Raw genomic sequence first — 20593 nt, forward strand, 5'->3', positions numbered from 1 at the left:
CCTGGCTTGCCATGTCATTTCTGGCACTGGCGGCAATAAAATGTTGCTCGCTGGGCATGTTTTGTCGCCACTATGGGCGAGCCGCATACACGACAAGCCTCACCTTTGCGTCCATAAACCTGCAGTTCTTGCGCAAAGTAGCCTGGCTTACCGTCGCTTTGCAGAAAATCCTTCAACGTCGTGCCGCCCTGCTCAATCGAGCGCTGTAAAACGGCTTTAATCACTTTTACCAGCAACGCGCACTCATCAGCAGAGAGTGACGAGGCCAGGCGATCCGGATGGATCCCGGCAGCAAACAGCGATTCACTGGCATAAATGTTACCGACACCCACGACCAGCTTGTTATCCATCAGCCAGGGTTTGATAGGGGTTTTCTTCTTCTCGCACTTAGCCTTCAGGTAATCAGCATCGAAATCTTCGCTCAGCGGCTCAGGGCCGAGATGAGCCAGTACATTGTGCCCTTCCAGCTCTTTCGTCCACAGCCAGGCGCCAAAGCGACGCGGATCGGTATAGCGCAGCACTTTACCGTTGCTCATGACCAGATCAACATGGTCATGCTTCTCTGGTGGCAGCTCATGAGGCAAGATGCGTAGGCTCCCGGACATGCCGAGGTGGATAATAATCCAGCCATCAGGCAACTCCAGAAGCAGATATTTCGCGCGACGTTGCACACTGAGCACGGGTTTGTCGCTCAACGCATGAATCTCATCTGAGACAGGCCAGCGCAGGCGACCGTTGCGCACAATCGCATGAAGAATGGTTTCGCCGACCAGATGAGGCTCAATACCGCGGCGGCTGGTCTCTACCTCGGGTAATTCAGGCATGTTTCCTCCGTTGGGCTACGCAGAATGCAAAAAACCCCGCCGAAGCGGGGTTTTTCTACAAGGAGTCTAAAATTATTTAATTTTAGCTTCTTTGTACAGTACGTGCTGGCGTACAACTGGATCGAATTTTTTCAGTTCCAGTTTTTCCGGCTTAGTACGTTTGTTCTTCGTGGTGGTGTAGAAGTGACCTGTACCAGCAGAAGAAACCAGCTTGATTTTCTCGCGAATACCTTTAGCCATGATTTATTTCCTCTTTAAGTACTTAGTACTTTTCGCCACGGGCACGCAGTTCGGACAGAACTGTATCGATGCCTTTCTTATCAATAACACGCATACCTTTAGCAGATACACGCAGGGTGACAAAACGCTTCTCGCTCTCAACCCAGAAACGGTGAGAGTGCAGGTTCGGCAGGAAACGGCGTTTAGTCGCGTTCAGTGCGTGGGAACGGTTGTTACCGGTCACCGGACGCTTGCCAGTAACTTGGCAGACTCGGGACATGTCTATTCTCCAAAAATCAAATTAGCTCGAGCTTCGTATGGGGTATCGGCGCCTCGTCAGGCTTTACAGCCCGGTCATCGCAGTTCTAAGTGAACTCTCGATTGCCAGGCCCAAATGCCAAACCCGAGATTCTCAAAGGTGGCGTAGTATACGCTGACTCGGCGGTGTGCTCAAGTCCCGAACAGACAAAGATCCCTATGGATCGCGTGAAATGGCCTAAATCCAACCATGTTCTGCAAAAGAAACGTACTCTCCGCGGCCAATGATCAGATGGTCAACGACTCTAATGTCCATGAATTGACAACATTTTATGATACGTTGGGTCACTTCTTTGTCGGCTTTGCTCGGCTCTGCCCGCCCCGAGGGGTGATTATGCGCGAGGATCACGGCGGCTGCATTTACTTTTACTGCCTCCCGCACGATTTCACGCGGATGCACCTCAACAGAATTCAGCGTTCCTGAAAACAGACGGCAATGATGAATGACTCGATGCTGATTATCCAGAAAGATCACCATAAAGATCTCACGTTCTTCTTCACTTAGCTGGCTTTGTAAAAAGGTGAGGGCCTGGTCAGGGCTCAGCAGCGAGTCATCCTCGTGCATCTGTGACACGTAGTAACGACGGGCCAGCTCAGCAATTCCTTTTAACTGCGCGTATTTCGCGATGCCGATACCTTCGACACGCTCAAAATCAACCAGCTCGGCCGACAGCAAGCTATACAATGAGCCAAAGTGTTCGAGCATTTCGCTGGCAAGCGTAAAGACGTTTTTGCCGCGCGTACCGGTGCGCAAAAACAGCGCCAGTAACTCGGTATCTGTTAAGGTGGCAACGCCATCTTTCAGCAGCTTTTCCCGGGGCAGCATCGGGCAGGTTATTTCCATATGCTTATCTCCTTACTATTGCAAAAGCATGCTGCCACAGGCCTGGACAGCACTCGACCTGAAATTTGCCGTCTTGCGTAGCGCTTCGCAAAGTGATTCAAGGGACAACAACACGATGCTTTTCGGATTGTGATAAAATGCCCCACTCTCTGGTGAACCCAACAGGAAAGAATCATGAAGAGCCTGGCCGGTAAAAAAATCGTTCTTGGCGTGAGCGGCGGTATTGCTGCCTATAAAGCGCCAGAGCTGGTGCGCCGTTTGCGCGAGCGCGGAGCGGAAGTACGGGTGGCGATCACCGAAGGCGGTAAAGCCTTTATCACGCCCATGAGCTTACAGGCCGTCTCCGGTTTTCCGGTTTCCGATAGTCTTCTCGACCCGGCAGCAGAAGCCGCCATGGGCCATATTGAGCTGGGGAAATGGGCAGACCTCGTGATTCTTGCCCCGGCGACGGCAGATTTAATCGCCCGCGTTGCAGCGGGCATGGCTAACGACCTTGTATCGACAATTTGCCTGGCTACACCGGCCCCCGTAGCGGTAGTTCCGGCCATGAACCAGCAGATGTATCGCAATGCCGCAACCCAACATAACCTTGCGACGCTTGCGTCGCGCGGTCTGCTTACCTGGGGTCCGGACAGCGGCAGCCAGGCTTGTGGCGATGTCGGTCCAGGGCGCATGCTCGACCCGCTTGCGATTGTCGATCTTGCCGCTGACCATTTTTCGCCTGTAAACGATCTGCAACATCTCAACATCATGATTACCGCGGGCCCGACACGTGAGTCCCTGGATCCGGTGCGTTACATCACGAACAAGAGCTCCGGTAAGATGGGTTTCGCTATCGCTGCCGCCGCTGCAGAGCGCGGGGCAAAAGTGACGCTGGTCAGCGGACCGGTCTCACTACCCACGCCGCCGCAGGTCCACCGTATTGATGTGACCACCGCGCTGGAGATGGATGCGGCTGTTCAGTCAGACGTCCAGCAGCAGCATATTTTTATCGGCTGCGCCGCCGTCGCGGATTACCGCGCAGCTGACATCGCCGAGCAGAAAATCAAAAAGCAAGGCGATGAAATTACAATAAAAATGGTCAAAAACCCCGATATCGTTGCGAATGTGGGGGCATTAAAGATCAATCGACCTTTTGTTGTTGGATTTGCTGCTGAAACAAATAATGTGGAAGAATACGCCCGGCAAAAACGTACCCGCAAACATCTCGATTTGATTTGTGCGAATGACGTATCGCTGGCTACACAAGGATTTAACAGCGACAGCAACGCGCTGCACTTATTCTGGCAGGATGGAGAAAAACGCTTACCGCTTGAGCGAAAAGCGCTCCTGGGCCAACAATTACTGGACGAGATCGTTACCCGTTATGATGAAAAAAATCGACGTTAAGATTCTGGACCCGCGTGTTGGACAGCAATTTCCGCTGCCAACCTATGCCACCTCCGGCTCTGCCGGTCTTGACCTGCGTGCCTGTCTCGACAACGCCGTAGAACTGGCTCCGGGCGCCACCACCCTGTTACCGACTGGCCTGGCAATTCACATTGCCGATCCTTCTCTGGCAGCGGTTATTCTGCCGCGTTCTGGCCTTGGCCATAAACACGGTATCGTCCTGGGCAACCTGGTCGGGCTGATTGACTCCGATTACCAGGGCCAGTTGATGGTTTCTGTCTGGAACCGTGGTCAGGACAGCTTTACCATTGAACCGGGCGAGCGTATCGCGCAGATGGTGTTTGTACCCGTAGTACAGGCAGAATTTAACCTGGTGGAAGACTTTGATGCCACCGACCGTGGCGAAGGCGGCTTCGGCCATTCCGGGCGCAAATAAACGCCCGAACACTCCGTATTTCACAGCGCCATAATGTCATAACAAACCGCAAACGCCAGTTTGCGGTCGCTGTGTGGATGCGAGCCTGACAAGTGCTTATTTTCAGGGGTATTTTGTAACATGGCAGAAAAACAAACTGCGAAAAGGAATCGTCGCGAAGAAATACTTCAATCTCTGGCTCTGATGCTTGAATCCAGCGACGGCAGTCAACGCATCACCACCGCTAAGCTGGCCGCCTCTGTCGGCGTGTCGGAAGCGGCGTTGTATCGTCATTTCCCCAGCAAGACACGCATGTTCGACAGTCTGATCGAGTTTATCGAAGACAGTCTGATTACACGTATCAACCTGATTCTGAAAGATGAGAAAGACACCTCTGCGCGCCTGCGCCTGATTGTCCTATTGATTCTGGGATTCGGTGAACGTAACCCCGGGCTAACCCGTATCCTGACCGGACACGCGCTGATGTTCGAACAAGATCGACTGCAGGGGCGGATTAACCAGCTTTTTGAGCGTATCGAAGCGCAATTGCGTCAAGTGCTACGCGAAAAGAGAATGCGTGAAGGTGAAGGTTACACCATCGATGAAACGCTGCTGGCAAGCCAGGTGCTGGCTTTCTGTGAAGGCATGCTCTCCCGTTTCGTGCGCAGCGAGTTCAAATATCGCCCAACCGACGATTTCGATGCCCGCTGGCCGCTCGTCGCCGCGCAATTGCAATAACATCCGTTTCACTCTGCAAAAAGTATAAGCCCGGTAAGCATCGCGCCACCGGGCTATTTATTACACGCCGTATGCTTCCCTGTACGCACGCACCGCCGCCAGGTGATCTGCCATTTCCGGTTTCTCTTCCAGATAGCTAATCAGATCTTTCAGGGTCACGATAGAGATCACTTTGCAGCCGTAATCACGCTCCACTTCCTGAATGGCAGAAATCTCGCCGCGACCACGCTCCTGGCGATCCAGCGAAATGAGCACGCCTGCTAGCTCCGCGTTATTTGCCTGGATAATCTCCATCGATTCACGAATCGCAGTTCCCGCCGTAATCACATCGTCCACCAGCATGACACGTCCCTGCAGTTCGCTACCGACCAGGTTGCCGCCCTCGCCGTGTGTTTTGGCCTCTTTACGGTTGAAGCAGTATGGAACATCGCGTTCATGGTGTTCAGCCAGCGCCACTGCCGTGGTGGTCGCAATCGGAATGCCTTTGTAAGCAGGGCCGAACAGCAGATCGAAGTCAATGCCGGAATCCATCAGCGCTTCGGCATAAAAACGGCCTAACAGTGCCAGATCGCGCCCGGTATTAAACAGCCCGGCGTTGAAGAAATAGGGGCTCTTGCGCCCGGATTTCAACGTAAACTCGCCAAACTTCAGTACCTGCTTGTTAAGCGCAAATTCAATAAACTGGCGCTGATATGCTTTCATGGATTCGCTCCTCATTCACTTTTCTACAGACAAAAAAAAGGGCGACAACGTCGCCCTTAAAATCAGTTTTCCAACGCCGCCTTCTGCGTCGTTACGATGGACTCAATCCCCCCTCGGGCCAACGCCAGCAAGGTAAGAAGTTCTTCATGGGTGAAGGGTTCGCCTTCTGCGGTGCCCTGCACCTCGATAATGCGCCCGTCTTCGGTCATCACCACGTTCATGTCGGTCTCTGCAGCGGAATCTTCTACATATTCCAGATCGCATAGCGCTTCGCCATTAACAATCCCGACGGAAACCGCCGCCACCATCCCTTTCATTGGGTTGGTTTTCAGTTTACCAGCCGCCACCAGCTTGTTCAGGGCATCGGCCAGCGCCACGCAGGCACCGGTAATAGAGGCTGTACGGGTACCGCCATCGGCCTGGATAACGTCGCAGTCCAGCGTAATGGTAAATTCACCCAGCACTTTCAAATCAACAGCTGCGCGCAGCGCACGCGCGATCAGTCGCTGGATTTCCATAGTACGGCCGCCCTGCTTACCTTTCGCCGCTTCGCGGGCGTTACGGGTATGTGTGGCACGCGGCAACATACCGTACTCGGCGGTGATCCAGCCCTGGCCCTGGCCTTTCAGAAAGCGTGGAACGCCCTCTTCAATCGAGGCGGTGCAGAGCACTTTGGTATCACCAAATTCAACAAGCACGGAACCTTCAGCGTGTTTTGTGTAATTACGGGTCAGGGTGACGGGGCGCACCTGATTGGCGCTACGACCTGCTGGACGCATGATGGAATCTCCGGCTTGAAACGAATGTGGCTGCGCATTATACGGATTAATGCCGCTTATTCCTATCCTGGGAAGGCCCCGAAAGCTATAATCCCCCCATCTCTCCTTTAAAAACAGGAACGACTATGATCCGCAGTATGACCGCCTACGCCCGGCGTGAAATCAAAGGTGCATGGGGTAGCGCCACATGGGAAATGCGCTCGGTAAACCAGCGCTACCTGGAGACCTATTTTCGTCTGCCGGAGCAGTTCCGTGGCCTCGAGCCAGTGATTCGTGAGCGTATCCGCTCCCGTCTGACTCGCGGCAAAATCGAGTGCAGCCTGCGCTACGAACCCGATGCCAGCGCACAGGGGGAGTTGGTCCTGAACGAAAAACTGGCTAAACAGCTGGTTAATGCCGCGAACTGGGTCAAAATGCAGAGTGACGAAGGGGAAATTAACCCGGTTGATATCCTGCGCTGGCCAGGCGTGATGGCGGCTCAGGAACAGGATCTGGACGCCATTGCCGCAGAAATCCTCGCCGCGCTCGACAGCACCCTGGATGATTTCATCACCGCACGTGAAACCGAAGGCCAGGCACTGAAGGCGCTTATTGAGCAGCGTCTGGAAGGGGTGAGCGGTGAAGTGGCGAAAGTACGCACTCACATGCCAGAAGTCCTGCAATGGCAGCGTGAACGCCTGGTTTCCAAACTGGAAGAGGCCGAAGTTCAGCTCGAAAACAATCGCCTGGAACAAGAGCTGGTGCTGATGGCTCAGCGCGTAGACGTTGCTGAAGAGCTGGACCGTCTGGAAGCGCACGTAAAAGAAACCTATAACATCCTGAAGAAGAAAGAGGCAGTAGGCCGTCGTCTCGACTTCATGATGCAGGAGTTCAACCGTGAGTCGAACACTCTGGCTTCAAAGTCTATTAACTCTGAAGTGACCAACTCTGCTATTGAGCTGAAAGTGCTGATCGAGCAGATGCGCGAGCAGATTCAAAACATCGAATAACCCGCGTTGTCTCCTATGGCCCCGTCTGGGGCCATTTACTCATTTTCCCCGAGTAAATCTAATCCTAATTTCTCCCTTAAATCACTCAACCCCTGCATTATCGCCATCCACGCATTAGAAAAAGTATGGGAAAGCGCCTCACACAAAAAAATCTAAATCGTGAGCTAACCCACAAAACGCTACCCTGACGCCCTCACATCTGGGGGTTATATGCTGCTACATATCCTTTATCTTATTGGTATCACCGCCGAAGCCATGACCGGTGCGCTGGCCGCAGGCCGCCGACGGATGGATACTTTCGGCGTGATCATTATTGCCACAGCGACGGCGCTTGGCGGCGGTTCAGTGCGCGATATCCTGCTGGGTCACTACCCGCTTGGCTGGGTAAAGCATCCTGAATACGTGATTATTGTCGCCGTAGCAGCCGTGCTGACGACCATTGTCGCCCCCGTCATGCCGCATTTGCGCCGCCTGTTCCTGGTGCTGGACGCCCTGGGCCTGATCGTCTTTTCCATTATCGGTGCCCAAATCGCCCTGGATATGGGCGAAGGCCCGGTCATTGCGACCATTGCTGCCGTAGTGACCGGCGTGTTTGGCGGCGTATTGCGGGATATGTTCTGCAAGCGCATCCCGCTGGTGTTCCAGAAAGAGCTATACGCCGGCGTGTCATTCGCCTCTGCCGTGTTATATGTGGCCTTACAACATTACGTTTCCAGCCAGGATGTGGTGATTATCTCTACTCTATTGTTTGGCTTTACGGCTCGCATGCTGGCGTTGCGCCTGAAGCTGGGTCTGCCGGTTTTCCATTATCGCCACGACAGCCACTAATCTCCTCCGCCTGGAACCCTTTTACGCCCTGCGTCCTCAGCCATGAGGTCAGGGCGATTAGCGTAGGGTGATGAACAAATTCAATAAGCCTGCGTGCCCTCGCTTGTCCCACCCCGGCAACCTGCTGCCAGCTGCGTTCATCTCGTTGTTGAAGTGTTAACCAATCCTGGTCGCGAAGCGCATTCAAAGCGGTGCGCGGTAGTGGCACCCCAAGGGCTTCCAGCCAGCGAGTAAAAGGCAGCTGGCGCGCCAGATCAAAGCGGTGCCAAAGCTGAAGCCCGCGCTGGGCTGATAGCCCCGGCGTCTGTTGCAACTGCGCCTTGCTCAATGTCAGCCACGAAAACAGATGTTCGAAATGGTGGATCTGATGAAGCAGACGCCATCCTGCCTCCCCTACGCCTTCGATATTCAAAACCGATGGCGCGCTCAGCCGTACGAGCCGGGCGATAAACTGTTCACGACAAGCCGGTGTGGCATAAAAACAGGTTAGCGGGGTATACCCGGAGGCAGGAGGTTCAGGTTTTGTACGATCCGCCCCTCGCCAGACCACGCTGTCAATGCGCGGTATGCCCTGCCCCGCCAGGCTAACCTGAATCTGATCTCCCGGCGCAAGATCCAGCCTCTGCCAGCGCGCCACAGAACCGAGGTTAACCCGCTGGACACGCTTGTCATCCAGCTGTACGGGCTCCAGCGTGGCGACTACCGCTATTCGCCCGGTGCGTCCCACGGTAAAAGTAATTGCCTTCACTTCTGTCACCCGGGCCGCCGGGGCATATTTCCACGCCACGACCCAGCGCCCCTCGCCCGGCAACCACTCCTCTCCCTTTGGCTCTCGCCCCGAGCGAACCACAATGCCATCCGTTACGAAGGGCAATGGCGAGTGATACCACTGCTGGCGGAGCGCTTCTGCCTCTTCTGCACGGGTGATTTTTCGTGTCCATGCTTCGGTCCAGAGAAAACCGGCCTGGGTGAGCGCCGTCAGCCGCTGCGGCATCGAAGCGGGCCCATCAGGCCAGGCCCAGATAAAAACATCAATATCGTTAAGTAGTGCGCTTTCACCATGTCGCATCATTGCCCCGGCAACCCTGGCCCGCGCGTTCATCCCTCCCATTTGCTGCTGAATGTGCCCCTCACGGCGTAAAAAGAGCTCTCCCTGCAAGACGCTGTTTGCCAGCAGACCCGTCGTATGAACAGGTATCCGCGGCAACGCCTGCACCTTTGTTGTCCAGTCCTCTCCTTTCAGGCCATCTCCGCGGCTCGTCGCCTGCACCAGTCGCCCCTGGCGATAAACCAGCGTGACCGCCACCCCATCAACCTTAGGTTGCACCCAGAGATCGCCACGATTTCGCATCCACTTGCGAAGCGCCGCGCTATCTTTGATTTTTTCCACTCCGGTATGGCTAACAGGATGACGGGTTGTGCCCCGCGTGGCGGGCAGCATTAGTGCCGCGTGCTCATCGCCAAAACAGCGCTGCCACTGTTTTAACCGCTCGCTCAGTTGGTCATATACCTCGTCGTTGACGTTGCTCACCCCATCCTGCCAGTAAGCCTTATCCCAGCGGGCAATCTGCGCACTAAGCCGGTTTATCTCTTGCTCCGCTTTTGCGTGCGACCAGACAGGGCAAACCGCCATTCCGTAGCCGCTCCATACCATCATTACTGCTCCAGCCCATCGCCACATTGTTACCCCTCCCTGCAATGAGAATGGGTATAACGCAGACCGACTCCCGGGTGCGATGGGCAAAAGCCAATTCCACGAGGCGTTATCCAGAAATTGTTTTTGTTGCAGCAAACGGGCAATAAATCTGGAAAAAAGCAGGCAAAAATCTGCAAGAGAGGGAAAAAATGTGACAAAGGCTACGTCGCGCAGCGGCGACGTGTATAATAAGCCCGTATGTAGGACTTTCTTCGCTAACACATACAAAAGACTCTCATGGCTCAAGGCACGCTTTATATTGTTTCTGCCCCTAGTGGCGCGGGTAAATCCAGTCTGATTCAGGCGCTGTTAAAAACCCAACCGTTGTACGACACGCAGGTGTCCGTTTCTCATACCACGCGAGCGCCGCGTCCAGGTGAGGTGCACGGTGAACACTATTTCTTTGTTAATCACGACGAATTCAGAGCGATGATTGCCAGAGATGCGTTTCTTGAACACGCCGAGGTCTTTGGCAACTATTACGGCACATCCCGCGAAACCATTGAGCAAGTTCTGGCTACGGGCGTAAATGTGTTTCTGGATATCGACTGGCAGGGCGCGCAGCAAATCCGCAATAAAATGCCTGATTCGCGTAGCATCTTTATTTTACCGCCGTCGAAAGATGAGCTAGACCGCCGCCTGCGTGGCCGTGGTCAGGATAGCGAAGAGGTGATCGCCAAACGTATGGCTCAGGCAGTTGCGGAAATGAGCCATTACGCTGAATATGATTACCTGATTGTGAATGATGACTTTGATGCCGCCCTGAGCGATCTCAAAACCATTCTTCGCGCCGAACGTCTGCGTATGAGCCGCCAGAAGCAGCGTCATGACGCATTAATCACCAAACTGTTGGCAGACTGAACCTACATTCAGTATCATGCCCAGTCATTTCTTCATCTGTGGAGCATTTCAAGTATGGCACGCGTAACTGTTCAGGACGCTGTAGAGAAAATTGGTAACCGTTTTGACCTGGTGCTGGTCGCCGCGCGTCGCGCTCGTCAGATGCAGGTTGGCGGTAAAGATCCGCTGGTACCGGAAGAAAACGATAAAACCACCGTTATTGCACTTCGCGAAATCGAAGAAGGTCTGATCAACAACCAGATCCTCGACGTGCGTGAGCGCCAGGAGCAGCAAGAGCAGGAAGCCGCAGAACTGCAGGCCGTTACCGCCATTGCTGAAGGTCGTCGTTAATTAAACCTGCGGGTCGCCCTTGTATCTGTTTGAAAGCCTGAATCAACTGATTCAAACCTACCTGCCTGAAGACCAGATTAAGCGTCTTCAGCAGGCGTATCTCGTTGCACGTGACGCTCACGAGGGCCAGACACGTTCAAGCGGTGAACCCTACATCACGCACCCGGTGGCGGTTGCCTGCATTCTGGCCGAGATGAAACTCGACTATGAAACGCTGATGGCCGCGCTGCTGCATGATGTGATCGAAGATACCCCCGCCACCTACCAGGATATGGAACAGCTGTTTGGCAAAAGCGTTGCCGAGCTGGTGGAAGGGGTCTCTAAGCTGGATAAGCTTAAATTCCAGGATAAGAAAGAGGCGCAAGCCGAAAACTTTCGCAAGATGATAATGGCGATGGTGCAGGATATCCGCGTCATTCTCATTAAACTCGCTGACCGTACCCACAATATGCGCACGCTGGGCTCACTTCGCCCGGATAAACGTCGCCGCATCGCCCGTGAAACCCTCGAAATCTATAGCCCGCTGGCGCACCGTTTAGGTATTCATCACATCAAGACCGAGCTTGAAGAGCTGGGCTTTGAAGCGTTGTACCCGAACCGCTTCCGCGTGATCAAAGAGGTGGTGAAAGCCGCACGTGGCAACCGTAAAGAGATGATTCAAAAAATCCTCTCTGAAATCGAAGGGCGTCTACAGGAAGCGGGTATTCCGTGCCGCGTCAGCGGTCGCGAAAAACATCTCTACTCCATCTACTGCAAAATGGTGCTTAAAGAGCAACGTTTTCACTCGATCATGGATATCTACGCCTTCCGCGTCATCGTCCATGATTCCGACACCTGTTATCGCGTGTTGGGCCAGATGCACAGCCTCTACAAGCCGCGTCCGGGGCGCATGAAAGACTATATCGCCATTCCTAAAGCGAACGGCTATCAGTCTCTGCACACCTCGATGATCGGGCCACACGGCGTGCCGGTCGAAGTGCAGATCCGTACCGAAGATATGGATCAGATGGCAGAGATGGGGGTTGCGGCACACTGGGCGTATAAAGAGCACGGTGAAACCAGCACTACGGCGCAAATTCGCGCCCAGCGCTGGATGCAAAGCCTGCTGGAGCTGCAACAAAGCGCCGGCAGCTCGTTTGAATTTATCGAGAGCGTTAAATCCGATCTGTTCCCGGATGAGATTTATGTTTTCACGCCGGAAGGGCGTATTGTCGAACTGCCTGCCGGCGCCACGCCGGTTGACTTCGCCTATGCCGTGCACACCGATATCGGTCATGCCTGCGTAGGTGCCCGCGTCGACAGACAGCCGTATCCGCTGTCGCAGCCGCTGACCAGCGGTCAGACCGTGGAAATCATTACCGCACCCGGCGCTCGCCCAAATGCGGCGTGGCTTAACTTTGTCGTCAGCTCCAAAGCCCGCGCCAAAATTCGCCAGCTGCTGAAGAACCTCAAGCGTGACGACTCCGTCAGCCTGGGGCGTCGTCTGCTCAACCATGCGCTGGGCGGCAGTCGTAAACTGAACGAGATTCCGAAAGAGAACATTCAGCGTGAGCTTGAGCGCATGAAGCTCGCCACGATGGACGATCTGCTGGCGGAAATCGGTCTTGGCAACGCCATGAGCGTGGTCGTGGCGAAGAACCTGCAACAGGGCGAAGCCACGCCGATAGCGCCTGGCGCGTCTGGCCACACCCATCTGCCCATCAAAGGCGCAGACGGGGTGCTTATCACCTTCGCCAAATGTTGCCGCCCGATCCCTGGCGACCCGATTCTGGCGCACGTCAGCCCAGGTAAAGGCCTGGTTATTCACCACGAATCCTGTCGTAACATCCGCGGCTACCAGAAAGAGCCTGAGAAGTTCATGGCGGTTGAGTGGGATAAAGAGACCGAGCAAGAATTTATCACCGAAATTAAGGTCGATATGTTCAACCACCAGGGGGCACTGGCGAACCTGACGGCTGCCATCAATACGGCATCCTCCAATATCCAGAGTTTGAACACGGAAGAGAAAGATGGCCGCGTCTACAGCGCCTTCATTCGTCTGACGGCCCGTGACCGTGTGCATCTGGCAAACATTATGCGCAAAATCCGCGTGATGCCGGACGTTATCAAAGTCACCCGTAACAGAAACTAAGCTGATGAACGCGAAACGTTACGAGCGTATCTGTGAGATGCTCGCCAGGCGACAGCCGGATCTGACGGTGTGCATGGAGCAGGTACATAAGCCGCATAACGTCTCTGCTATCGTCCGTACCGCCGATGCCGTGGGTGTGCACGAAGTGCACGCCGTCTGGCAGGATCACCGCATGCGCCCGATGGTGTCTGCGGCGGCGGGCAGCAACAGCTGGGTGCAGGTAAAAAATCACAAAACCATCAGCGAAGCCGTTTCGCACCTTAAAGGGCGCGGAATGCAGGTGCTGGCGACCCATCTCTCCGATAAGGCCGTCGATTTTCGTGAGATCGACTACACCCGTCCTACCTGCATTTTGATGGGTCAGGAAAAGACTGGGATCACCCAGGAAGCGTTAGATCTGGCGGATCAGGACATTATCATCCCGATGATCGGCATGGTGCAGTCGTTGAACGTCTCGGTGGCCTCCGCTCTGATTCTCTACGAAGCACAGCGCCAGCGTCAGAACGCCGGTATGTACCAGCGTAGCAACAGCATGTTGCCGGAAGAGGAGCAACAGCGTCTGCTGTTCGAAGGTGGTTATCCGGTGCTGGCCCGCGTGGCGAAGCAGAAAAAGTTACCCTACCCCCACGTCAACGCGCAGGGCGAGATCGAAGCCGATGCCGGGTGGTGGGCTACCATGCAGTACGCGGGATAAATCATGAAAGGCCGCCTGCTCGACGCCGTTCCTCTTAACACGCTTACGGGCGTGGGTGCGGCGCAAAGCAGTAAACTGGCGAAGATTGGCCTGCATACCGTGCAGGATTTGCTGCTTCACTTCCCCCTGCGTTACGAAGATCGCACCCATCTCTACCGCATCGACGACCTGTTGCCTGGCATATACGCCACAGTTGAAGGCGAAGTCCTGAACTGCAACATCACCTTCGGCGGCCGCCGGATGATGACCTGCCAGATTAGCGATGGCTCCGGCGTTCTTACGATGCGTTTCTTCAACTTCAGCGCGGCGATGAAAAACAGTCTCGCCACCGGGCGACGGGTTTTAGCCTATGGCGAAGCCAAACGCGGCAAATACGGCGCGGAGATGATCCACCCGGAGTATCGTGTGCAGGGGGATCTCAGTACGCCTGAGTTGCAAGAGACGTTGACGCCGGTTTATCCCACCACCGAAGGGGTTAAACAGGCGACGTTGCGTAAACTCACCGACCAGGCGCTGGAATTGCTGGATACCTGCGCTATCGCCGAGCTTTTGCCGCCAGAGCTGGCGCAAGGGATGATGAGCCTGCCGGAAGCGATGCGCACCCTGCACCGTCCGCCGCCGTCATTGCAGCTTAGCGATTTAGAGAGCGGACAACATCCCGCCCAGCGGCGGCTTATCCTTGAAGAATTGCTGGCGCATAACCTCAGTATGCTGGCCCTGCGTGCGGGCGCCCAGCGCTTCCACGCTCTGCCTCTTACGCCGCGCGATGATTTAAAAGATAAGCTGCTGGCCTCGCTGCCGTTCAAACCCACCGGTGCCCAGGCCCGGGTGGTGGCTGAAGTTGAGCGCGACATGGGGCTCGACGTACCGATGATGCGTCTGGTTCAGGGGGATGTGGGCTCCGGTAAAACGCTGGTTGCCGCGCTTGCCGCCCTGCGCGCCATTGCGCACGGTAAACAGGTGGCGCTGATGGCGCCCACCGAACTGCTGGCCGAACAGCATGCCAATAACTTCCGCAACTGGTTTGCCCCGCTGGGCATCGAAGTCGGCTGGCTGGCCGGAAAGCAAAAAGGCAAAGCGCGCCTTGCGCAACAAGAGGCGATCGCCAGCGGCCAGGTGCAGATGATTGTCGGAACCCATGCCATATTCCAGGAACAGGTGCAGTTTAATGGCCTGGCGCTGGTCATTATTGATGAGCAGCACCGCTTTGGCGTGCATCAGCGCCTGGCGCTGTGGGAGAAAGGGCTGCAGCAGGGTTTCCACCCGCATCAGCTGATCATGACCGCGACCCCCATTCCGCGCACCCTGGCGATGACCGCCTACGCCGATCTGGATACCTCCACCATTGACGAGCTGCCGCCAGGCCGAACACCAGTGACCACGGTCGCTATTCCGGATACGCGCCGCAGCGAGATTATCGACCGCGTGCGCAACGCCTGCATGCAGGAAGGGCGGCAGGCGTACTGGGTCTGCACCCTGATTGAAGAGTCCGACCTGCTGGAAGCGCAGGCCGCCGAAGCGACCTGGGAAGAGCTAAAGCTCGCCCTGCCGGAGCTGAATATCGGCCTGGTACATGGCCGTATGAAGCCGGCCGATAAACAGGCGGTGATGCAGGCATTTAAACTGGGCGAGCTGCATTTGCTGATTGCCACCACGGTCATTGAAGTGGGCGTAGACGTGCCTAATGCCAGCCTGATGATTATCGAGAACCCGGAGCGTCTGGGCCTTGCGCAACTCCACCAGCTGCGTGGCCGCGTCGGCCGTGGCGCGGTGGCGTCTCATTGTGTATTACTTTATAAATCCCCGCTCTCGAAAACCGCCCAAATGCGCCTGCAGGTGTTGCGCGACAGTAACGACGGGTTTGTGATTGCACAAAAAGATCTGGAAATCCGCGGGCCTGGCGAACTGCTGGGCACACGCCAGACCGGGAATGCGGAATTCAAAGTGGCCGATTTACTGCGCGACCAGGCAATGATCCCCGAAGTTCAGCGCCTGGCGCGGCATATTCACGAACGCTACCCTGAGCAAGCGGCAGCGTTAATTGATCGCTGGATGCCCGAGACCGAGCGCTACTCCAACGCCTGAGGCTTAGCCAAAAATGGGCAGCATCAGATAGAGTTTTATGACCAGCGCGTTCACGATATCAATAAAGAACGCACCGACCATCGGCACCACCAGAAACGCCATATGTGATGGACCAAACCGCTCGGTTATCGCCTGCATATTGGCAATCGCCGTTGGCGTGGCCCCCAGACCAAACCCGCAATGCCCTGCCGCCAGCACCGCCGCATCGTAGTTTTTACCCATCAATCGCCAGGTCACAAAGATGGCATAAAAGGCCATAAACAGCGTCTGGACTGCCAGAATCGCCAGCATCGGCAGAGCCAGCGAGGCCAGTTCCCACAGCTTCAGGCTCATTAACGCCATCGCCAGGAACAGCGACAGGCAGACGTTCCCCAGCACCGACACCGCGCGTTCAAACACACGATAGAACCCCATCAGCGACAGGCCATTGCTGAGGATGACCCCAACAAAGAGCACGCAAACGAAGGTCGGTAATTCAAATGTCGTCCCCGCCAGCCATTGCGCAATGAGTTTACCGGCGGTCAAACAGATGGCGATAAGCGCGATGGTTTCAATCAGTACCAGCGACGTGATCACGCGGCCAACCTCGGGCTTTTCAAAAGCCGACGGCACCATTTCATCGTCCGGCCTGCCGTTTGGCGTGGAGGAGCGTTTCACCAGATAGCGCGCCACCGGGCCGCCGATCAGCCCGCCCAGCACCAGCCCGAACGTTGCGCAGGCCATCGCCACTTCGGTGGCATTCTGAAAGCCGTAGCGCTCAATAAAGACTTTGCTCCACGCTGCCCCGGTACCGTGTCCGCCTGAAAGGGTAATTGAGCCCGCGAGCAGTCCCATCAGCGGATCCAGCCCCAGCAGAGAGGCCATGCCAATGCCGATGGCGTTTTGCATTACCAGCAGTCCGACCACCACAATCAGGAACACCCCCAGCACTTTGCCACCGGCGCGCAGGCTGGCCAGATTTGCGTTCAGGCCGATCGTCGCGAAGAACGCCAGCATCAGCGGCTCTTTCAAAGTCATATCAAAGTTGATTTCCCAGCCCATGCTTTGCTTCAACGCCAGCAGCGCCAGCGCTGCCAGCAGGCCGCCGGCGACGGGTTCGGGAATGGTATAGCGACGAAGAAAGGAAACACGATGAACCAGCTTACGTCCGAGCAGTAAAACCAGCGTTGCCGCAACAAGCGTCGACAACGTATCGAGATGAATCATAGAAGGCTCCTTTTATGCGTATGTTCCATGCACACACGGCGTTATCCTGGCCGGTTTGCGCTCCTCATGAGCCCCGGCGATGGAAGTGTAATTAACTTTTTTCTCCCGATATAGAAAAAGCCGCACAAACTGGAGGCCTTTATCCGTAAATTTCGCTGGCAATCGTTTGCTTTTATTGCGCCATCGGCTAGAATGCCCGCTTTTCCTCCTGGGATCGCAGCCGATGTCCGTTAACGCCGTAGAACAGCAAGATGCGCAACCGATTGCGCAGCAGCATAACAGTGAACTGATTTACCGTCTTGAAGACCGCCCACCGCTGGCGCAAACCCTGTTTGCCGCCTGCCAGCATCTGCTTGCGATGTTTGTCGCGGTGATAACGCCGGCGCTGCTGATCTGCCAGGCGCTCGGTTTACCGGCGCAGGACACCCAGCACATTATCAGTATGTCGCTGTTCGCCTCTGGCGTGGCCTCTATTATCCAGATTAAAGCCTGGGGTCCGGTGGGCTCTGGCCTGCTGTCGATCCAGGGCACCAGTTTTAACTTTGTGGCGCCGCTGATTATGGGCGGCACCGCGCTGAAAACCGGCGGCGCCGATGTGCCGACAATGATGGCAGCGCTGTTTGGCACCCTGATGCTGGCAAGCTGCACCGAGATGGTTATCTCCCGCGTGCTGCATCTGGCGCGCCGCATCATTACCCCGCTGGTCTCCGGCGTGGTGGTGATGATTATCGGCCTGTCGCTTATCCAGGTAGGGCTGACGTCCATCGGCGGCGGCTATGCAGCGATGAACGACCATACCTTCGGCGCGCCGAAAAATCTGCTGCTGGCAGGTATCGTACTGGCCATCATTATTCTGCTTAACCGCCAGCGTAACCCTTACCTGCGGGTCGCCTCGCTGGTGATTGCAATGGCAGCAGGCTACCTGGCGGCGTGGGCTATGGGCATGCTGCCCGAGAACACCGCACCGACAAACAGTGCACTGATCACCGTCCCGACGCCGCTGTATTACGGCCTGGGCATTGACTGGGGTCTGCTGCTGCCGCTGATGCTGGTCTTTATGATCACCTCTCTGGAAACGATCGGTGATATCACCGCCACCTCTGATGTTTCAGAGCAGCCGGTGTCTGGCCCGCTGTATATGAAACGCCTGAAAGGCGGCGTACTGGCAAACGGGCTGAACTCGTTTGTTTCTGCGGTCTTTAACACCTTCCCGAACTCCTGCTTCGGCCAGAACAATGGCGTGATCCAGCTGACGGGCGTTGCCAGCCGTTACGTTGGCTTTGTGGTGGCGCTGATGCTGATTGTGCTGGGTCTGTTCCCGGCGGTGAGCGGCTTTGTTCAGCACATTCCGGAACCGGTACTGGGCGGCGCAACGCTAGTGATGTTTGGTACCATCGCTGCCTCTGGCGTGCGCATTGTCTCGCGTGAGCCGCTGAACCGTCGTGCAATCATGATTATTGCGCTCTCTCTGGCCGTGGGCCTGGGCGTTTCTCAGCAGCCATTGATCCTGCAGTTTGCGCCGGACTGGGTGAAAAACCTGCTCTCTTCCGGCATTGCCGCCGGCGGTATCACCGCTATCGTGCTCAACCTGATCTTCCCGCCAGAGAAGAGCTAATCCCCTTTTCACGGCAGCCGCGTCCGGCTGCCGTGACATCGATTTACCAATCCCGCCTTGAGCATTGCGCCCAAATGTTGCATAACTCCTCTATGTGCGTTTTGCGGGATGGAAGACCATGAAATTTATTGGAAAGCTGCTCGTCTATATTCTTGTCGCCATATTGATTGTGATTATTGCGCTCTATTTTCTGGTCCAGACCCGCTGGGGCGCGGCTCAGGTGAGTAGCTGGATCACCGTCAATACCGATTACGAGCTCAATTTCGACCTGATGGATCACCGTTTTTCGTCTCCGACGCATATCCTGCTAAAAAATGTCACCTTTGGCCGGGACGGGAAACCTGCCACGCTGGTTGCCAAAACCGTGGATATCGGCCTGAGCAGCCGCCAGGTGACCGATCCGCTGCATATGGATACCATCACCCTCTCTGACGGCACCCTGAACCTCTCCCCGCAGACCGCGCCGCTTCCTTTCCAGGCCGATCGCCTGCAGTTGAATAACATGGCCTTTAACAGCCCGAATATGGAGTGGGATCTGAGCGCGCAGAAGGTGACCGGCGGCGTTAACCCATGGCAGCCCGAGGCAGGTAATGTGCTGGGCAAAAAAGCGCAGATTCAAATCAGCGCCGGGTCGCTGACCCTGAACGGTGTAGAGACCAGCAACGTGCTGATTCAGGGCGAGCTGAATGGCAAAGAGGTGGTGCTGAGCACCATCGGCGCCGATATGGCGCGCGGCTCGCTCACGGGCACCGCTCGTCGCAATGCCGACGGCGGGTGGGTGGTGGATAACCTGCGCCTGAACGAGATTCGCCTGCAGAGCGATAAAGCCTTAGCCGATTTCTTCACCCCCATCACCACCTTGCCGTCTTTTAAAATTGGCCGACTCGAAGTGACCGACGCCCGGCTGCAGGGGCCGGACTGGGCGGTGACCGATCTCGATCTGAGCTTGCGCAACCTGACGTTACGCAATGGCGACTGGCAGAGCGACGATGGCCGCCTGTCGATGAACGCCAGTGAGTTTATTTATGGCTCGCTGCACCTGTTTGACCCGATTCTGAACGCGGAGTTTTCCCCGCAGGGCGTGGCGCTGCGTCAGTTTACCTCCCGCTGGGAGGGGGGGATGATCCGTACTTCCGGTAACTGGTTGCGCAACGGTAAGGCGCTGGTGCTGGACGATGTGGCCATCGCCGGGCTGGAGTACACCCTGCCGCAGAACTGGAAAAATCAGTGGATGGCTGAGTTACCGACCTGGCTGAATAGCGTAACGCTGAAGAAATTCGGCCTGAGCCGTAACCTGGTGATTGATGTGGATCCCGCCTTCCCATGGCAGATCACCGCGCTGGATGGCTACGGCGCGAATCTGCAGCTGGCGAAAGATCGTCAGTGGGGAGTTTGGAGCGGTAGCGCGACGCTGAACGGCGCAGCGGCGACCTTTAATCGCGTGGATGTACGTCGACCGTCGCTGGCGCTCAATGCCAACGCCTCGACGGTAAATATTAGCGAGCTGAGCGCCTTCACCGAGCGAGGTATTCTGGAAGCCACCGGCACCGTTTCGCAGTTGCCGCCACGGCAGACTACCATCAGCCTCAACGGACGCGGCGTGCCGCTAAACGTGCTGCAGCAGTGGGGCTGGCCCGCGCTGCCTGTGACCGGAGATGGCAATATACAGCTTACCGCCAGCGGAAGCGTGCAGGCTAACGCACCGCTGAAACCGACGGTGAACGGCAAGCTGCGTGCGATAAATATGGATAAACAGCAGGTGGTGCAGACGATGACGGGTGGCGTGGTTTCAACGGCGCCGGCTGTTTCACCCTCACCCCAGCCCTCTCCCTGAAGGGAGAGGGAGTAAAACCCAGCCCGCACCTACCGGTCCCCTTTTCACGAAAGGGAGAGCGGGCAATCCCCAGCCCGCACATAACGGTCCCCTCTC

Annotated in this window: 20 protein-coding genes; 12 read left to right on the top strand and 8 right to left on the bottom strand. The window is 56.0% G+C overall.

Annotated features, from left to right (window positions below; genetic code table 11):
* Positions 1–14: 14 nt before the first annotated feature.
* From mutM to radC, 4 genes are all read right to left on the bottom strand, one after another.
* Positions 15–824, bottom strand: coding sequence for a bifunctional DNA-formamidopyrimidine glycosylase/DNA-(apurinic or apyrimidinic site) lyase (mutM, locus tag B3511_RS02465; RefSeq protein ID WP_046886307.1), 810 nt, complete (start codon positions 822–824; stop codon positions 15–17).
* Positions 825–896: 72 nt separating this feature from the next.
* Positions 897–1064 (bottom strand): 50S ribosomal protein L33, encoded by a 168-nt coding sequence (gene rpmG / locus B3511_RS02470; RefSeq protein ID WP_003024094.1) that lies wholly within the window; start codon positions 1062–1064, stop codon positions 897–899.
* 22 nt (positions 1065–1086) lie between these two features.
* On the bottom strand, positions 1087–1323 hold the full coding sequence (rpmB, locus tag B3511_RS02475; protein ID WP_002436699.1) for a 50S ribosomal protein L28: 237 nt from the start codon (positions 1321–1323) through the stop codon (positions 1087–1089).
* Between the two features lie 216 nt (positions 1324–1539).
* Entirely contained in the window at positions 1540–2205 is a 666-nt protein-coding gene (radC, locus tag B3511_RS02480) for a RadC family protein (RefSeq protein ID WP_212478178.1), read from the bottom strand.
* A gap of 174 nt (positions 2206–2379) precedes the next feature.
* Between radC and coaBC the strand changes: the two genes are divergently transcribed.
* The 3 genes from coaBC to slmA all read left to right on the top strand — a co-directional run bounded on the left by coaBC (position 2380) and on the right by slmA (position 4747).
* A complete protein-coding gene (gene coaBC / locus B3511_RS02485; protein ID WP_040077829.1) occupies positions 2380–3594 on the top strand; it encodes a bifunctional phosphopantothenoylcysteine decarboxylase/phosphopantothenate--cysteine ligase CoaBC in 1215 nt (404 codons plus the stop codon).
* Positions 3572–4030: a dUTP diphosphatase gene (gene dut, locus B3511_RS02490; RefSeq protein ID WP_040077828.1), complete on the top strand. Its 459-nt coding sequence runs from the start codon at positions 3572–3574 to the stop codon at positions 4028–4030. Before coaBC ends, dut begins: the two co-directional genes overlap by 23 nt.
* A 120-nt stretch (positions 4031–4150) precedes the next feature.
* Positions 4151–4747, top strand: a complete 597-nt coding sequence (gene slmA / locus B3511_RS02495; protein WP_040077827.1) for a nucleoid occlusion factor SlmA — start codon at positions 4151–4153, stop codon at positions 4745–4747.
* Positions 4748–4807: 60 nt separating this feature from the next.
* On the opposite strand, the gene pyrE is transcribed toward slmA, so the two are convergent.
* Together pyrE and rph are read right to left on the bottom strand one after the other, a co-directional pair.
* A complete protein-coding gene (pyrE, locus tag B3511_RS02500) occupies positions 4808–5449 on the bottom strand; it encodes an orotate phosphoribosyltransferase (protein WP_040077826.1) in 642 nt (213 codons plus the stop codon).
* 62 nt (positions 5450–5511) lie between these two features.
* Positions 5512–6228, bottom strand: coding sequence for a ribonuclease PH (gene rph, locus B3511_RS02505; protein WP_040077825.1), 717 nt, complete (start codon positions 6226–6228; stop codon positions 5512–5514).
* A 125-nt stretch (positions 6229–6353) separates the two neighbouring features.
* On the opposite strand from rph, the gene B3511_RS02510 reads away from it, so the two are divergent.
* The gene (locus tag B3511_RS02510; protein WP_040077824.1) at positions 6354–7217 is read left to right on the top strand and encodes a YicC/YloC family endoribonuclease; all 864 of its coding nucleotides are present in this window, start codon (positions 6354–6356) and stop codon (positions 7215–7217) included.
* 210 nt (positions 7218–7427) lie between these two features.
* The gene (locus B3511_RS02515; RefSeq protein ID WP_040077823.1) at positions 7428–8045 is read left to right on the top strand and encodes a trimeric intracellular cation channel family protein; all 618 of its coding nucleotides are present in this window, start codon (positions 7428–7430) and stop codon (positions 8043–8045) included.
* On the opposite strand, the gene ligB is transcribed toward B3511_RS02515, so the two are convergent.
* On the bottom strand, positions 7972–9726 hold the full coding sequence (ligB, locus tag B3511_RS02520) for an NAD-dependent DNA ligase LigB (RefSeq protein ID WP_286772630.1): 1755 nt from the start codon (positions 9724–9726) through the stop codon (positions 7972–7974). The two genes, B3511_RS02515 and ligB, sit on opposite strands and share 74 nt — an antisense overlap.
* 252 nt (positions 9727–9978) lie before the next feature.
* Between ligB and gmk the strand changes: the two genes are divergently transcribed.
* Genes gmk through recG form a run of 5 tightly spaced genes read left to right on the top strand, consistent with a single transcriptional unit; the run spans position 9979 to position 15842 of the window.
* Positions 9979–10602 (top strand): guanylate kinase, encoded by a 624-nt coding sequence (gene gmk / locus B3511_RS02525; RefSeq protein WP_040077822.1) that lies wholly within the window; start codon positions 9979–9981, stop codon positions 10600–10602.
* A gap of 54 nt (positions 10603–10656) precedes the next feature.
* Positions 10657–10932: a DNA-directed RNA polymerase subunit omega gene (gene rpoZ, locus B3511_RS02530; protein WP_000135058.1), complete on the top strand. Its 276-nt coding sequence runs from the start codon at positions 10657–10659 to the stop codon at positions 10930–10932.
* 19 nt (positions 10933–10951) lie between these two features.
* On the top strand, positions 10952–13063 hold the full coding sequence (spoT, locus tag B3511_RS02535; protein WP_040077821.1) for a bifunctional GTP diphosphokinase/guanosine-3',5'-bis pyrophosphate 3'-pyrophosphohydrolase: 2112 nt from the start codon (positions 10952–10954) through the stop codon (positions 13061–13063).
* Positions 13064–13067: 4 nt separating this feature from the next.
* Entirely contained in the window at positions 13068–13757 is a 690-nt protein-coding gene (gene trmH / locus B3511_RS02540; protein WP_040077819.1) for a tRNA (guanosine(18)-2'-O)-methyltransferase TrmH, read from the top strand.
* 3 nt (positions 13758–13760) lie between these two features.
* Positions 13761–15842 (top strand): ATP-dependent DNA helicase RecG, encoded by a 2082-nt coding sequence (gene recG, locus B3511_RS02545; protein WP_263616511.1) that lies wholly within the window; start codon positions 13761–13763, stop codon positions 15840–15842.
* Between the two features lie 3 nt (positions 15843–15845).
* Here recG and gltS read toward each other — a convergent pair whose 3' ends face one another.
* Positions 15846–17048 (bottom strand): sodium/glutamate symporter, encoded by a 1203-nt coding sequence (gene gltS / locus B3511_RS02550; RefSeq protein WP_207292723.1) that lies wholly within the window; start codon positions 17046–17048, stop codon positions 15846–15848.
* Positions 17049–17271: 223 nt separating this feature from the next.
* On the opposite strand from gltS, the gene B3511_RS02555 reads away from it, so the two are divergent.
* Positions 17272–18663, top strand: a complete 1392-nt coding sequence (locus tag B3511_RS02555) for a nucleobase:cation symporter-2 family protein (RefSeq protein ID WP_040077815.1) — start codon at positions 17272–17274, stop codon at positions 18661–18663.
* Positions 18664–18781: 118 nt separating this feature from the next.
* Entirely contained in the window at positions 18782–20497 is a 1716-nt protein-coding gene (locus tag B3511_RS02560; protein WP_286775645.1) for an AsmA family protein, read from the top strand.
* Positions 20498–20593: the final 96 nt, after the last annotated feature.

This window comes from Leclercia sp. UBA1284 (assembly GCF_002308415.1).
Taxonomy (GTDB): Bacteria; Pseudomonadota; Gammaproteobacteria; order Enterobacterales; family Enterobacteriaceae; genus Enterobacter; species Enterobacter pneumoniae.